Annotated in this window: 16 protein-coding genes; 9 read left to right on the top strand and 7 right to left on the bottom strand. The window is 68.7% G+C overall.

What is annotated here, in order from left to right; all coding sequences use genetic code 11:
- Positions 1-8: 8 nt before the first annotated feature.
- Positions 9-425 carry a hypothetical protein gene (locus tag NCO8_RS28235; protein ID WP_067644160.1) on the bottom strand — a complete coding sequence of 139 codons (417 nt, stop codon included), beginning with the start codon at positions 423-425 and terminating at the stop codon, positions 9-11.
- A 108-nt stretch (positions 426-533) separates the two neighbouring features.
- Here NCO8_RS28235 and NCO8_RS28230 point away from each other — a divergent pair, with 108 nt between their 5' ends.
- From NCO8_RS28230 to NCO8_RS28210, 5 genes are all read left to right on the top strand, one after another.
- Complete coding sequence (locus NCO8_RS28230) at positions 534-1,295, top strand: DUF2470 domain-containing protein (protein ID WP_067644157.1); 762 nt, start codon at positions 534-536, stop codon at positions 1,293-1,295.
- A gap of 60 nt (positions 1,296-1,355) precedes the next feature.
- Complete coding sequence (locus tag NCO8_RS28225; protein WP_067644154.1) at positions 1,356-2,132, top strand: CPBP family intramembrane glutamic endopeptidase; 777 nt, start codon at positions 1,356-1,358, stop codon at positions 2,130-2,132.
- Positions 2,133-2,243: 111 nt separating this feature from the next.
- Entirely contained in the window at positions 2,244-3,704 is a 1,461-nt protein-coding gene (locus tag NCO8_RS28220) for an LCP family protein (RefSeq protein WP_245655535.1), read from the top strand.
- A gap of 9 nt (positions 3,705-3,713) precedes the next feature.
- A complete protein-coding gene (locus tag NCO8_RS28215; RefSeq protein WP_067495283.1) occupies positions 3,714-4,241 on the top strand; it encodes a ferritin in 528 nt (175 codons plus the stop codon).
- 86 nt (positions 4,242-4,327) lie between these two features.
- Positions 4,328-4,876, top strand: coding sequence for a ferritin (locus NCO8_RS28210; protein ID WP_067495280.1), 549 nt, complete (start codon positions 4,328-4,330; stop codon positions 4,874-4,876).
- A 259-nt stretch (positions 4,877-5,135) separates the two neighbouring features.
- Here the strand turns inward: NCO8_RS28210 and NCO8_RS28205 are convergent, their stop codons facing one another.
- The 4 genes from NCO8_RS28205 to NCO8_RS28190 form a co-directional block, all read right to left on the bottom strand.
- The gene (locus NCO8_RS28205) at positions 5,136-6,056 is read right to left on the bottom strand and encodes a DUF5926 family protein (protein ID WP_067644351.1); all 921 of its coding nucleotides are present in this window, start codon (positions 6,054-6,056) and stop codon (positions 5,136-5,138) included.
- 158 nt (positions 6,057-6,214) lie between these two features.
- Complete coding sequence (locus NCO8_RS28200) at positions 6,215-6,982, bottom strand: glycerophosphodiester phosphodiesterase (RefSeq protein ID WP_067495278.1); 768 nt, start codon at positions 6,980-6,982, stop codon at positions 6,215-6,217.
- Positions 6,979-8,016 carry a DUF4328 domain-containing protein gene (locus NCO8_RS28195; protein ID WP_067644151.1) on the bottom strand — a complete coding sequence of 346 codons (1,038 nt, stop codon included), beginning with the start codon at positions 8,014-8,016 and terminating at the stop codon, positions 6,979-6,981. Before NCO8_RS28195 ends, NCO8_RS28200 begins: the two co-directional genes overlap by 4 nt.
- 19 nt (positions 8,017-8,035) lie before the next feature.
- Positions 8,036-8,395 carry a rhodanese-like domain-containing protein gene (locus NCO8_RS28190; protein WP_084457547.1) on the bottom strand — a complete coding sequence of 120 codons (360 nt, stop codon included), beginning with the start codon at positions 8,393-8,395 and terminating at the stop codon, positions 8,036-8,038.
- 366 nt (positions 8,396-8,761) lie between these two features.
- Here NCO8_RS28190 and NCO8_RS28185 point away from each other — a divergent pair, with 366 nt between their 5' ends.
- From NCO8_RS28185 to NCO8_RS28170, 4 genes are all read left to right on the top strand, one after another.
- A complete protein-coding gene (locus NCO8_RS28185; protein WP_067644148.1) occupies positions 8,762-9,373 on the top strand; it encodes a hypothetical protein in 612 nt (203 codons plus the stop codon).
- Positions 9,374-9,593: 220 nt separating this feature from the next.
- On the top strand, positions 9,594-10,217 hold the full coding sequence (locus tag NCO8_RS28180; RefSeq protein WP_067495485.1) for a superoxide dismutase: 624 nt from the start codon (positions 9,594-9,596) through the stop codon (positions 10,215-10,217).
- A gap of 256 nt (positions 10,218-10,473) precedes the next feature.
- A complete protein-coding gene (locus NCO8_RS28175) occupies positions 10,474-11,001 on the top strand; it encodes a peptidase (RefSeq protein ID WP_067495270.1) in 528 nt (175 codons plus the stop codon).
- Between the two features lie 359 nt (positions 11,002-11,360).
- Positions 11,361-12,068, top strand: coding sequence for a TMEM165/GDT1 family protein (locus NCO8_RS28170; protein WP_067644146.1), 708 nt, complete (start codon positions 11,361-11,363; stop codon positions 12,066-12,068).
- Here the strand turns inward: NCO8_RS28170 and NCO8_RS28165 are convergent.
- The gene (locus NCO8_RS28165) at positions 12,044-12,691 is read right to left on the bottom strand and encodes a TetR/AcrR family transcriptional regulator (protein WP_067495265.1); all 648 of its coding nucleotides are present in this window, start codon (positions 12,689-12,691) and stop codon (positions 12,044-12,046) included. The genes NCO8_RS28170 and NCO8_RS28165 overlap by 25 nt on opposite strands.
- On the bottom strand, positions 12,688-13,563 hold the full coding sequence (locus tag NCO8_RS28160; protein ID WP_067644143.1) for an SDR family NAD(P)-dependent oxidoreductase: 876 nt from the start codon (positions 13,561-13,563) through the stop codon (positions 12,688-12,690). Before NCO8_RS28160 ends, NCO8_RS28165 begins: the two co-directional genes overlap by 4 nt.
- Positions 13,564-13,638 lie beyond the last annotated feature (75 nt).

The raw sequence follows: 13,638 nt of genomic DNA, 5'->3' as shown, positions 1-13,638 counted from the left end.
GCCCCGCGTCAGGATTCGAGGACCGACACCGCCGCGCGAACCGACTGCTCATCGCCGGTTTCGATGGCGAGCAGCACGGTTCGGGTCGCCTCGATAGCGGCGGATTTCAGCGCGGCGAGGAACGGGAGATCGGGTGCGGCGAGTGCGGTGGGGATGTCCTCGCCGCAGAGCGCGGCGACCGTGCCCGCGATGACCGCGAGCGCGCGGGGGCCGCTCTCGGTGCGGGCGACGAAGCCGCTGTCGGCGTGGGCCGCCTCGACCAGGGCCGCGGCCAGTTCGGGGTCGGGGATGTCGACGTCGACGACGCGTGTGCCGTCGGGAGTACTGCCGAGCGGGCGGACCAAGCCCGCGACGAGGCTGCGGCGAGGGGCCGACAGGCTGACCAGCACGGGTTCGCCGGGAGAGGTGGTGTCGTCGTGCGCCATTCGACCACGGTAGAGGCACGCTTTCGGCGTGTCGGCGGCGGACCTCTTGCGCGAACCCGCCGCGTAACTTAGCTTAGGGTTACCTTATTCACCGTCGCGGAGGTTGACATGTCGAGCCCCACCACGATTCTCGCGCCCACCACTGCCGAGCGCGTGCGCAGTGCGTGTCTGCGCGCGGAGACCGCGGTGCTCGCACTGCCCGGCATCGACCCCGTGCCGACCACCCTGCATCACCTGCGCCGCTGTGGTGACGCGGTGATCGCCGTACCCGCCGACTCGCTCGCCGCCGCCCTCGCCGCCACCGCCAACGAGACCTCCGCGGTGCTCGAGCTCACCGACCACGCACCCCTGCCGCTGCGCGAACCGGTGCGCGCGCTGGTGTGGTTGCGCGGCTGGGTGCGTCAGGTGCCGCCACACGCCCAGCGCGCGCTCGCCCTCGAAATCGCCAAGGACTTCCCGCATCCCGGCCTGCTCGACGTGGGCCACGGCGCGACCCTGCTCCGGGTGGTGGTGAACTCGGCGGTGCTCGCCGACACCTCCGGCGCCGAATCCGTCGACCACGCCGACCTGCGGGCGGCCACCGCCGACCCGTTCTGCGAGATGGAAGGTGCCTGGCTGGCCCACATGGCCGAGGACCACGCCGACCTCATCGCCCAACTCGCGCGCCACCTGCCCGCCCGCCTGCAGGGCGGCCGGGTCCACCCGCTGTCGATCGACCGCTACGGCATGACGCTGCGCGTAGAGAGCATCGACGCCGATCACGATGTGCGCCTGCCCTTCTCGGCCCCCGCCGACGACGTCGAGTCGCTCAGCAAGGCCGTCCGCCTCCTCGCCGGCTGCCCCTTCCTGAACGGCTTGCGCCGCAGATAACCACCCAGACATCAAGGCTGAACGGCAGCAGGACGACATTCCCTGCCTACACTGCGCGGCATGCGCGTGGAACCTCCCGAGACCCAGCTGAGCGAACGCGAGCGGTTCGGGATCCGGGTCGAGATCGGCGTCGTACTGCTGGTGACATTCGGGCTCAGCGGGATCAGTGCGGGGCTTTCACTGCTCGATTCCGCGCTGTCACCGGGTGGGGTCGGCGGGCGGACGGTCGCGCTGAACGCGTCGCGCTCGAACAATTCGGTCATCGACCTGTTGTTCCAACTCGTCGGCATCACGCGGCTGTTGGCGTGGGCCGCGCTCGGCCTCTACCTGTTGTGGCGCAGCGGAATCGGGCCGCGCCTGGTCGGGTTGGCGCGGTTCGGCCGCACCGACGCGATCGCCGGTGTGGTGCTCGCGGCGGTGATCGGGGTACCGGGGCTCGGCCTGTATCTGCTCGCCCATGCGCTCGGGGTGAGCGTGACCATCGTGCCGAACTCGATCGACGAACACTGGTGGCGGCTGCCGGTGCTCATCGCGTCGGCCTGTGCGAATTCGGTCGCCGAGGAGGTGATCGTTGTCGCCTACCTCATCAGCAGGCTGCGCAAACTCGGCTGGTCGGACAACAAATCGCTGCTGGCCTCGGCGCTGCTTCGCGGCAGTTACCACCTGTATCAGGGCCTCGGTGGTGGGCTGGGCAATATCGTGATGGGTCTCGTCTTCGGCCGATACTGGCAGCGGACGAACCGGTTGTGGCCGCTGATCCTGGCGCACGCCCTCATCGATGCCGTCGCCTATCTCGGCTACAACGTGCTGCGCGGACGCGTCGGTTGGCTACCGTGACGGCGTGTCACCGCGCGGCGCGCTAACGGTCGGGTCGACCATGGGTATGCAGTAGTGACCGCGCACGCAAACCCAGCCCGCGCACCCCACGATCAGTAGAGTTCGACAGTGATGAACGGCGACAACCCACGCGATGATCCACGCAGGCGCCGGGTGCCGCCGCCGACCGGCCGCCCCGGCCCGCCGCCCGATGCCCGGCGACCTCCGCCTGTCCCGGGCGGACCCGCGCCCGACGCCCGGCGACCCCCGCCCGTTCCCGGCCGCCCCGGCCCCGCGCCCGACGCGCGGCGTCCCGTGCCGCCCCCGCCCGGGGCGGGCCGACCCGGCTACCCGGCACCCGACGGCCCGACCGTCCGCCACACCCCGCACGACCGTCGCCCCGCCTCGCACATCGAACCCACCCAGGTCCTGCACCGCGACGGCCGCGACAACCAACCCCTCGCCTACTCACAGGCGCCACAGCCCGCACAGGCGCCCCCGGCTCCGCGCGAGACGAAGCCGCGCAGACGCGAACCGGTGCAGCACGCCCCGACGCAGCGACCGGTCCCCCATCACGACGCGGTCCCGCCACGCAGACGCACCCCACCGCCCGTGGTCGGGGGCCGCGCACCACGTCCACCACGTCCCCGCCGCAGGCGCCACCCGTTCCGCTGGTTCACGGTGCTGATCGTCGCGCTGATCGTGGGCATGATCGCCGGTGTCATCTACCTGGACAACTCGCTGACCCGCATCCCCGCCCTCGCCTCCTACAGCGACCGGGTGGGCGACACCCCCGGCACGAACTGGCTGCTCGTCGGTTCCGACGGGCGCGGTGACCTGTCCGAGGACCAGGAAGCCGAACTGGCCACCGGCGGTGACACCGGGCCCGAACGCACCGACACGATCATGCTGGTGCACATCCCGTCGTCGGGCCCGACCACCATGGTCAGCCTGCCGCGCGACTCGTATGTGAGCATCCCCGGCCACGGCAAGGACAAGCTCAACGCCTCCTTCGCGCTCGGTGGCGCACCGCTGCTCGTACAGACCGTCGAGGTGGCCACCGGCGTGCGCATCGACCATTACGCCCAGATCGGTTTCGGTGGTTTCGCCAGTGTCGTCGACGCGCTCGGCGGTATCGAAATGTGTTTGGACCAGCCGATCGTCGACCCGCTGGCCGGTCTCGACCTGCCCGCGGGCTGCCAGGAACTCAGCGGCCCGCAGGCACTGGGTTTCGTGCGCACCCGCGCGACCCCGAACGCCGATGTGGACCGGATGAATCATCAGCGCATGTTCATGTCGGCGCTGCTGAAAAAGGCGACGAGCATGGGCACGCTCGCCAATCCGTTCGCGCTGTGGCCGATGGCGACGGGCGTGGCAGGCTCGCTGAAGGTCGACGACGGTGACCACATCTGGAACCTCGCGGCTCTCGGCTGGGCGATGCGCGGTGACACGGTGACGACCAGCGTGCCGATCGGCGGCTTCACCGATACCGATGTGGGCAATGTGCTGCTCTGGGACAAGGCCAAGGCGCCCGGCTTCTTCGACGCGCTCGCCAAGGATCAGCAGATTCCGGAGGATCTGATCACCCGGTAACGTCGACTCATGGCCGACTTCACCGAACTCCTGCGTGACCAGATCCGCCACGGACTCACCGCGGCCCAGCAGTACCTGGCCGCGGCCGTCTACTTCGACGCGCAGCGATTGCCGCAGCTCGCCGACCAGACCTATGCCCACGCGGCGCGACATCGCGGCCACGCGCTGCGCATGGTGCAGTACCTGCTGGACCGGGACGTGGCGGTGCGGGTCGGCGGGCTCGACGAGGTTCGTCCCGATTTCGATGCCCCGCGCGAGGCGATCGCGTTCCTGCTCGCACGCGAGGAGACGATCACCACCCAGATCAGCGCGCTCGCGGCGACTGCTCGCGCGGCCGGTGACTATCTCGGCGAGCAGTTCACGCAATGGTTCCTGCGGGAACAGGTCGACGAGGTCGCCGCGCTCACCACCTTGCTCGCGGTGCTCGACCGCGACGGCAATTTGTTCGATGTGGAAGAATTTGTTCGGCGCGAACTGCCGGGAACTGCGAAAACGTATGCGACGGCCCCGAAAATGGCGGGCGAAGGCCGGGCTTAGTTAGGAAATACTTGCTTAGGAAATACTGTCCTCAATAAGGCTGCACTTGGATGACAAGCCTTCTGACCAGCGCTAATGTGGCCGACATGTCGATTCATCCGGAACCCCCCCGCAGCAAATTCCACAGCCTGCTCCAAGACCAGATCCGGCATGAGTTCAACGCCGAACATCAGTACATCGCCATTGCGGTGTGGTTCGACAACAACGACTTGCCGCAGCTGGCCAAGCGGTTCTACGCGCAGTCGGTCGAAGAACGCAATCACGCGATGATGATCGTGCAGTATTTCCTCGACCGCGATATCAGCGTCGAGATCGCGGGCATCGACGCGGCGAAGTCGAGCTTCGAGAACGCCCGTGAGCCGATCGAGCTGGCGCTGGCCCAGGAGAAGACGGTCACCGATCAGATCGTGCGGCTGGCGAGTACCGCCCGCGAAGAGGGCGATTACCTCGGCGAGCAGTTCATGCAGTGGTTCCTGAAGGAACAGGTCGAAGAGGTCGCCGCCATGACGACGCTGCTCAATATCGCCGAGCGCGCCGGGTCGAACCTGTTCGATCTGGAGGCCTTCATGTGGCGTGAGCTGAGCACCCCGAAGGACGCCTCGGGCGCGCCGTCGGTCGCCGGCGGCAGCGTCTGACCCGCAAGTGGTGAAGGGATCGACCCGGGTGTACCGGGCCGATCCCTTCGTCGTCTCACCAGCCGGAGCCGGAACCGCCCGAGCCGGTGTTGGCGAGGATGGTGCCGATCACCATCTGTGCGAGACCGGCAACAGAGCCGAGAAATTCCATGATGTCCTCCGACTTTCACTGACGCCGAGCGTCGGCGTTGGGGTCAACCTAACCGACCGAACAGTGTGAAAGTGGAATGTTTCATTAATTTCATCCGCACGGAAATGTTCAGCGCAGGGTGACCTGACGCGAACGCAGACCGTCGCGCGAACGCCGCTCCTCGCTCGTCATCGGGGCGTCCGAGGCCAGCGCCTCGGCCAGGCGCGCACCGAATTCGCGTGCGGGCGCCTCCCATTCGGTGGGGTGGCGCTCCGGATCGAGGTCGAAAACCGGAACGAGCACACCGTGGGTACGGAAGGAACCGGCGAACCGCGAACCCTCGCCCATGTGCAGGCCGCCGCCCGCGTGCACCCGCGCCAGCGCGAGCATCAGGGCGTCCTCGTCTTCCGGACGCACCCATCGCACGTGCGCCTTCTCGCCCGCGTCGACCCACCACGCCGCGCCGACACCGTCGGCACCCAGATCCAGGCGGGCCGAGGGCATGATCGCCTGCTTGGCCTGCTCGATGGTCGCGGCGACCTGCGGGTCGGGGGTCACGCCCTCGGGCACCCACCAGTCGAAGTCCTGGTGCACGGTGAGCTCCAGGTCGGCACCGGGATCGATGACGTCCGCCAGGCGCGGCCCGCCCTCGACGGCCTCCGGGGCCGTGAGCGACTCGCCCGGTTCGGCCGACTGCGTCCACAGGATCGCGGCGGCGATATCGGCCGACGGATCGGCGCCACGGAACTGCATCTGCGTGCCGACGAAGCCGACCGGCTCGTCACCGGCGCGCACCAGGGCGGCGACCGCGCCGGGCAGCACCGTCGCCAGGGTGACCTCGCGCTGCGCGGCCACGCCGGGCGCCAGCTTCAAGGTCGCGGTCGCCGACGGCACGAACTCCCGCAGCGCCACCAGATCACATTCGGCAGCAAGACCTTCGAACGGTCGCGTCACGACCGCCGATGCCTGCTCCTGCGCCGCACGCCGCTCGGCGAGACGCTGAGCCCGATTACTGTCGGGCTTAGGACTGTTCCGCTTGCTTTTACCCACGGCACGGAGTTTATGGCCGCCGATCACGTCGCGGCCCCGCGCCCCCGTTCTCGGCGCGCCTCCGACTCTGGACTGACCGGAGGGTGCGACGAAGGAGTGCCCGGAGGGAGGGAAGAGGCGGAGTCAAGCGCCGAGAACCGCAGCCCCGGCCGCCGATGTCAGAGCGTGGCGAGCAGCGCTTTGGTGCGGCCCGGGTGGTTGGTCGCCACCCAGCTGACACCGAGGTCGGCACACAGCTGCACATCCTCTGGATCGTCGACGGTCCAGCAGTAGGTTGCCCGGCCCGCCGCGGCGGCCTTGTCGACGAGTTCCGGGTGCTCACGAAGGGTTTTCACCGACGGACCGACCGCCGTCGCGCCGACCGTCGTCGCCGCGCCGCCGCCGAGGAAGCGCGAGGATTCGCCGAGCAGCACCGTCGGCAGCAGCGGTGCCGCGCGCCGGATGCGCCAGACGGCGGTGGCGGCGAACGACATCACCACCGCGCGTGAATGATCCGCCGAGGCGGGGGTGGCGATGCCGAAGCGCTGGAGTTCGGCGAGCACCTTGTTCTCCACCAGGGCGCCGTAGCGCACGGGGTGTTTGGTCTCGATGAAGAGTTTGGTCGGGCGGCTGCGCCAGTCGAGGACGAGGCCGATGAGGTCGCTCAGGGCGAGCACGCCCGCCGGTGCGTCCTCGGTGCCGAAGTTCATGTCGCGCAACTCGTCCAGGGTCAGCTCGCTGACCAGGCCCGTCGCGTCGGCGGTGCGGTCGACGGTGCGGTCGTGCACGCACACGAGGTGGCCGTCGCGCGTGAGCCGGACATCGCATTCCACCCCGTCGGCGCCCTCGGTCAGGGCGAGTTCGTAGGCGGCGAGAGTGTGCTCGGGAAGCTCCCCCGACGCACCACGGTGCGCGACGACGAACGGCGCGCGATTGCCCTGACTCACTTGGCCACAACCTCCTTGTGCGGATTCTCGCCCGGCTCGGCGGATTCCGAACGTTCTGTCTCCTCGGCCGTACTCGCACCGCCCGGTTCCACCGGGGCGATGACCTCCTGCGCCGGGTCGGCGGCGATCAGCAGGCGGTGCGCCGAACGGGGATTCCCGCGCAGGTCACGTCCCTCGAGCAGGCGAACCGTCCACAGCGTGAGCACCGCGAAGCCGGCCGCGCACAGGTCGGTGAACCCGGTGAACGAGACGCCGTCGGCCTCGGCTTGCAGGGTAGAGGCATTGCGCCACAGCGTCGCGGCGACGAACAGCACCCCGCTCGTCGCCCAGGCGGCCCACCAGATCCGCACCGCGCGCAGTGCGCGTGGATCGGGATGTGCCGCGGCGAGTTCGGTGAGGAAGACACCGGGCCAGACGAGGTTCACACCCGGGATCACGCAACCGGCGATCAGTGTCCACGATCGGCGCGGGTCGCGACTGCCGTGCGCCGCGTAGGCGGCACGGCGGGCCTCGATCAGCCACGCGACCAGCGACAGCGCCGTCAGCAGCGCGAGGATCGGCGCGAGCGTCCCGAACAACCACACGGTGGCATCGGAGATCCAGAGCAGCCAGCTCGGGATCAGGCGGGTGCGGTTCTGCAGCAGGATCAGGTAGCGGCCGTATTCGGCGAGGCCGGCGAGCACGAACGCCGTCGCGGTCATGACGAGCAGCCGGTCACGCCGGTCGGCGATGCCGCGCAACGGCCTGCGCGGTGCGCGCGGCTGAGCGGGCGGCGGATCGAGCAGACCCCAGCGCGGCACCTCGGTGTAGCGGGGAGTCGGACCGGGGTCGGCGCGCACGGTGCGTGCGCTGACGCGGCGGTCGCGATGATCGGGCCTGCGGGCGACCCAGCGGTAGTTGCGCTTCTCCGGCGGCGCGTCGACCTTGCCCGGGGACAGCAGCACGCCACGGCAGCGCGGGCACCAGTGCATCGGCGCGCCCTGCACGGCCCACCGCGCGCCACAGCGTGCACATGGTTGCACCACCGAACTCACCCGCGCACCCCGTTCCGGACTAGTAGATCTTGGCTTCGTGGTCGCCGTCGGCGACCACCGGACGGCCGGTCTGCTGCCATGCGACCATGCCTCCGGCCACATGACAGGCCTCGTACCCGATGTGGGTCAGGTACTTGACCACCTCGATCGAGCGCCCGCCCTGTCTGCACACCACGTAGACCTCGGCGTCGATGTCGATGTCGTCGAGGCGGGCGGGGACGTCGACCATCGGGATGTGGATGGCGCCCGGTGCGTGCCCGAGCTCCCATTCGTCGGGTTCGCGCACGTCGAGCAGCTGGGCGCCGGGGACCGGTTCCGCGCGGTCGAACCCGGCCGGTACCTCGCCCACCGGCACCGTGGGGACATCGGAGCTCGTCACGCCTCGATCCTGCCATGCCCGAAGCGGTGCCGGGCGCCGTGTGCGTGGTCTGTGGACCGATCTCGGTTATCCACAGAATCCACAGCTCGATCCACAGGTCTCAGCAATCGATCAGCACACCATCGGGGCGAGTCGCCCGTCGAGGGGGATTCGAGCTGGTTCGCGCGGCATGGGAACGACCGATCCGGGACTCCCCTCCTGACATCCCGGAGCGGTCGTTCGCCGCTGACGTCGGGATTTCGCGTCCGCAATGATCCCGACATCTACTTGGACGCACGCCGGACCGTTTCGGTTCCATAAAAACGACATCACTAGTGAAAATCCCATTTCGTGGGATCTGGGCGGGCGGATCGGTAGCCTGAGCGCATGAACCAGAGCAGGGGGCTACTCGACAGTTTCGACCGCAACGGCCTGAATACCGCTTTGTCCGAATCGACCTGTCTCGGTGTGGAGGTGGACGCCGACGCGGGCAAGCTGCAGCTGTGCCTGGCGGTGCTCACCCAGCCCGCCGACGGCGCCGAACCCGGTGAGCGCAAAGTGCTGCTCACCTTCACCGGTGTCACCCGCGTCGCCGCGTCGCTGCGCATCCAGCGCTGGGACGACATCGACGCCCGCGTCCTTCCCCTCACCATCGACCAGCTCGACGAGGCCATCGAGAGCTTCGGCGGCGGCGGCCTGCACGGCTGGGAGTTCATCGACGTCGACGACAGCGGCTGGACGCTGTGGAGCGAGCTGCTCAGCTTCGACACGGCGCTCGACCAGCGCATCGCCGCGCATGTCATCGAGTTCTCCCAGGAGGAGGGCATCGATCCGCGCGAACTCGACGTCCGAGTATGGTTCGACAAGATCACAATTACCGACCTGGACGGCCGCGAGATCCCGATGGCCGAGTTCGTCGAGGGCGGTCGCCGCTGGTGGGCCGCCCACGACTCGGGCGACGCCCGCGCAAGCAAAGCAGACGTCGCGCCCCCGCTGTGACATTGCGGCTGGCGCCGCGGTTCTCGGCCCTGTTCCCCGCCTCTTCCCTCCCTCCGGGCACTCCTTCGTCGCACCCTCCGGTCAGTCCAGAGGCGGGCGGGCCGAGAACTAGGGGGAATGCAGAGCCGAGTGTGTGCAGTTGCACCGATCGGGTGTACGAATGATGGTTGGTGTGCTCGATCGGATGGGCGCACACAGCCCGACACAGGAAAGGGACAACGTGGCCGAGTACACGCTGCCGGATCTGGATTACGACTACAGCGCACTGGAGCCCCACATCTCGGGGCAGATCAACGAGATCCACCACTCCAAGCACCATGCCGCCTACGTCGCCGGCGCGAACACCGCGCTGGAGAAGCTGGAAGCCGCGCGCGAAGCGGGCGATCACAGCGCCATCTTCCTGCACGAGAAGAACCTGGCCTTCCACCTGGGTGGTCACGCCAACCACTCCATCTGGTGGAAGAACCTCTCCCCCAACGGTGGTGACAAGCCGGAGGGCGACCTGGCCGCCGCCATCGACGACCAGTTCGGTTCGTTCGACAAGTTCCGCGCGCAGTTCACCGCCGCGGCCAACGGCCTGCAGGGTTCGGGCTGGGCCGTCCTGGGTTACGACACCCTCGGCCAGAAGCTGCTGACCTTCCAGCTGTACGACCAGCAGGCGAACGTGCCGCTCGGCATCATCCCGCTGCTGCAGGTCGACATGTGGGAGCACGCCTTCTACCTGCAGTACAAGAACGTCAAGGCCGACTACGTGACCGCGTTCTGGAACGTCGTCAACTGGGCCGACGTGCAGGACCGCTTCGCCCGCGCCGTCAACCAGGGCAAGGGCCTCATCTTCGGCTGAGCTAGCGAATAGTAAAGAGTCCCTCGATGGTTCGCCGTCGGGGGACTTTTTCGTGCCGCCTGGTTTCGTACCTACATGGGTAACTCGTCGGGGACGCCCAGAACTTGCCTGTGGTGCGACCGCAGGCCCGGTTCTCAGGTGGTGCGCTCTCGCTGGTCGGCAAAAGTCGCGGGGAGGCGGGCTAGCACTCAGTGGTACTTGTGTGCCAATAGGGTTCGGGGCTATTCCTGACTTATCCGTAAGTCGGGAGGTCGTCATGACTGTTCAGGGGCCGATCGGGTTCACGCCGTTTCAGGCGGATGGTCGTTTGCGGGGATTCGTGGTGTCGGGGCGGTGGCCGGATACCACCAAGGAGTGGGCGCAGGTGCTCGTGCTCGCCGTGCGGGTGGCGTCGCTGCCGGGCCTGCTGCTCACCAGCACCGTGTTCGGGGTGCGTGAGGAGTTGCCCGACGATCCGGAACCCGACACCGTCGGTCTCGTCCTCGCGGAGGGCCCGGTGGTCGGTGATCAGGCGATCGAGCCGGGGCGTTTCGCCGAGCACGTGCCGCCCGCCCTGCTGATGCTGCATCCGCCGTCGCAGACCCGACCGTCGCTGCCCGAGTGCGTGGGCGCCGCGTCCGGGTGCGTGTTGCTGCCCGGCGTGCCGCATCTGGGTCTGGAACACCGCGCCGCCTGGGCCGAGGCCGAACTCGACGGCACGGTCACCTCCCTGGTGAGCCGGGTCGGCATGGACCTCATCAGCGACCCGGATACCGCCGTGCTGGCAATGCTGTTGGCTGCCTGAGCCTTTCGCGATACCGGCCTGGCGAACCACTGGCAACAGGGATTCCCGATCCGGAATTCAGGGGAACCGAACTATCCCGGCCGCTCAGCCAAACTTATTGTGTCCGTTGCCCTTTCGGTGACGCGATGTTGGCATTCGGGGAGCAACCGCGCTAGGGTGGACGACAGCGAAGGGGAGTAGCCCGCAATCGCCCAGTCGACATACTGATCGCCGCCACCACCGGCGCGGTCCGGCTGCGCGAACCGGTAGTCACCGGTGGGCGAGACCTTCGGCCACGAAACCGATCATTCGACCGGTGTGGCTGAAGGCATCCCCGTCTCAGCCGCAGGCCGGAAGTTGTTACCTGGGAGCTGAATTCATTGATCGCCACGATCCTGCTGAGCTTCGGCGTGATCTTCCTGGCCGAGCTGGGCGACAAATCGCAGCTGATGGCGCTGACGTTCTCGCTGCGCTACCGCTGGTGGGTCGTCCTGGCCGGAATCAGCGTCGCCAGTGTCGCCGTGAACCTCATCGCCGCGGGTGTGGGCCACTTTCTCGGCACGGCGTTGCCCGCCGGTGCCATCGCGGTGGTGACCGCGCTCACCCTGCTGGCCGTCGGCGTGTGGACCCTGCGTGACGCGCTCGCCTCGGCCGACGACACCGAGACCGCCCCCGAACCACCCAGCACCCGCAATGCGTTCCTCGTGGTCATCTCCGCTTTCATGCTCGCCGAACTCGGCGACCGGACCATGTTCGCCGCGGCCGCGCTCGCCTCGAACAACAGCTGGCTCGCGGTGTGGATCGGCTCGGTGGCAGGCATGGTCGCCGCGGGTGGGCTGGCGATTCTGGTCGGCAAGTTCGCGGGTAAGCACCTGCCCGAGCGCGGGATCGCCATCGCCTCCGGTCTGCTGTTCCTGTTCTTCGCCGGGAAAACCCTGCTCGACGCCTTCGTCCCCGGCGTCGACGGCGTCGCATCCCTCGCGCTCGCGCTGCTCGCCCCCGCACTCACCGGCGCCGGGGTGCTGGCCTGGCGGTTCTCCCGGCGTGAGCGCGAGCCGGTGGATCAGCCGGCGAAGGCGTTGCCGTAAACCGTGCCCGAGCGCTGCGCCAACGCGATGAGTTGATCCTTCAGCTCCCACAGGCTGTCGAGGTCGCCCCCGGCGATCTTGCCGGTGACCATCGCGCCGATCGCCGCCGCCAAGGTGGCGCAGGCGAAGCGCTGCTCGTCGGTTTCGGCGCCGAGCATCGCCGCGACCACCGTGACGAACCGGTGCTGTAGGTCCATCCGGGCCGCGATCGCTGCCGGTCCCGCCGCGTACACCTCGACGAGGAACAGTCGCGCGGAGGCGGGATCGTCGATCAGGTGCTGGAAGTAGGCGGTGAGGATGCGATCCATCCGGGTCGGCGCGTCGGCGTCGGCGAGTTCGGCGATGGTGTCCTGCAACCGGTCCGAGAGCAGCTTGGAGGCGCGGTCGAAGGCGGCGCGGAAGCAGTCCTCCTTGGAGCGGAACTGCTCGTAGAACGTCTCGCGTGACACCCCGGCGCGTTTGAGCACCGCCGCGACCGGCGTGCCGACATAGCCGCTCTCGCACATCGCCTCCCCCATCGCGACGAGGATACGTTCGCGCTGGGACGCGACCACTTCCTCGCGCGAGAGGCGGTGGCGCCCGCGTGGCAGCTGACGCAGGGTCGATCCGGGTTCCTCACTCATTGCCGTTCCATTCTGCGCGGCCGGGCCGGTTGGTCGGTGGTGAACGGTGCGTCCTCGTTGCGGGCGATCTCGACGGCGCGCGCCACCCTGTTGCCGTGTAGTCGTTGCACGACCAGCTGGGCGAAGGGGCGAAGCGGCCGGGCCATCGCCACCCACCACGGCGCGTACACCGTGGCCTTGCGGCGGGCCACAGCCCGTTCCATGGCGTCGACCGCCGGGCCGATCGGCGAGATCCCCGCCAGGCTGGTGCCGCCGAGGATGGTGTGCGCGGCGGCGGTGTCGAAGCCGCGCACGGTCATGTCGGTGTCGATCCCCGCGAAGTAGGTGACGCCCACTTTGGCTCCCGTGGAAGACAATTCGAAGCGCAGCGTTTCCGCGAGCGCGGCCACCGCGGCCGCCGACGCACTGTAGGCGCCGCCGAGCGGCAGCTGCACGGCACTCGAGATGGACGACATCATCAGGACGTACCCATCCGCGTGCGCGATATACGGACCCGCCGCCTGCACCGCGTACGCGACACCGAGCACGTTCACCGCCAACGTCTCCTCGAGCACCGAGGCGTCGCCACCGACCATCGCCATCTGCTTGGCGATCCCCGCGTTGGCCACCAGCACATCCAGCCCGCCGAGTTCGGCGACCAGCACCGGAATCACCCGCCCCACCTGGGCCGGGTCGGCCACATCGCAGTAGCGCCACGGCACATCACCGCATTCCGCGGCCACCTCGGCGAGCAGTTCCGGCTCGATCCCGAGCAGCGCGACCCGCGCCCCCTTCGCCGCCAGCCGCCGCGCCAGCGCAGCACCGATCCCGCGCGCGGCACCCGTGATCAGGACCCTGCGCCCGGCCACGCTCGGACCGGCGAACGATCTCATGACGGCACGCTACCACCGGCAAACACCGCTGTTCGCGACGATTTCGGCTACACCGAAGTAGGGGTGCGCCACACC

Source organism: Nocardia coubleae NBRC 108252, assembly GCF_001612805.1.
Taxonomy (GTDB): domain Bacteria; phylum Actinomycetota; class Actinomycetes; order Mycobacteriales; family Mycobacteriaceae; genus Nocardia; species Nocardia coubleae.
This window is presented reverse-complemented; position numbering and strand designations above follow the sequence as displayed.

Bases quoted from the DNA above. Each gene is read 5' to 3' on its own strand.
- NCO8_RS28230 (WP_067644157.1), top strand. From the start codon at position 534: ATGTCGAGCCCCACCACGATTCTCGCGCCCACCACTGCCGAGCGCGTG.
- NCO8_RS28185 (WP_067644148.1), top strand. From the start codon at position 8,762: ATGAACCAGAGCAGGGGGCTACTCGACAGTTTCGACCGCAACGGCCTG.
- NCO8_RS28165 (WP_067495265.1), bottom strand. From the start codon at position 12,691: ATGAGTGAGGAACCCGGATCGACCCTGCGTCAGCTGCCACGCGGGCGC.
- NCO8_RS28160 (WP_067644143.1), bottom strand. From the start codon at position 13,563: ATGAGATCGTTCGCCGGTCCGAGCGTGGCCGGGCGCAGGGTCCTGATC.
- NCO8_RS28220 (WP_245655535.1), top strand. From the start codon at position 2,244: ATGAACGGCGACAACCCACGCGATGATCCACGCAGGCGCCGGGTGCCG.
- NCO8_RS28225 (WP_067644154.1), top strand. From the start codon at position 1,356: ATGCGCGTGGAACCTCCCGAGACCCAGCTGAGCGAACGCGAGCGGTTC.
- NCO8_RS28210 (WP_067495280.1), top strand. From the start codon at position 4,328: ATGTCGATTCATCCGGAACCCCCCCGCAGCAAATTCCACAGCCTGCTC.
- NCO8_RS28235 (WP_067644160.1), bottom strand. From the start codon at position 425: ATGGCGCACGACGACACCACCTCTCCCGGCGAACCCGTGCTGGTCAGC.
- NCO8_RS28215 (WP_067495283.1), top strand. From the start codon at position 3,714: ATGGCCGACTTCACCGAACTCCTGCGTGACCAGATCCGCCACGGACTC.
- NCO8_RS28175 (WP_067495270.1), top strand. From the start codon at position 10,474: ATGACTGTTCAGGGGCCGATCGGGTTCACGCCGTTTCAGGCGGATGGT.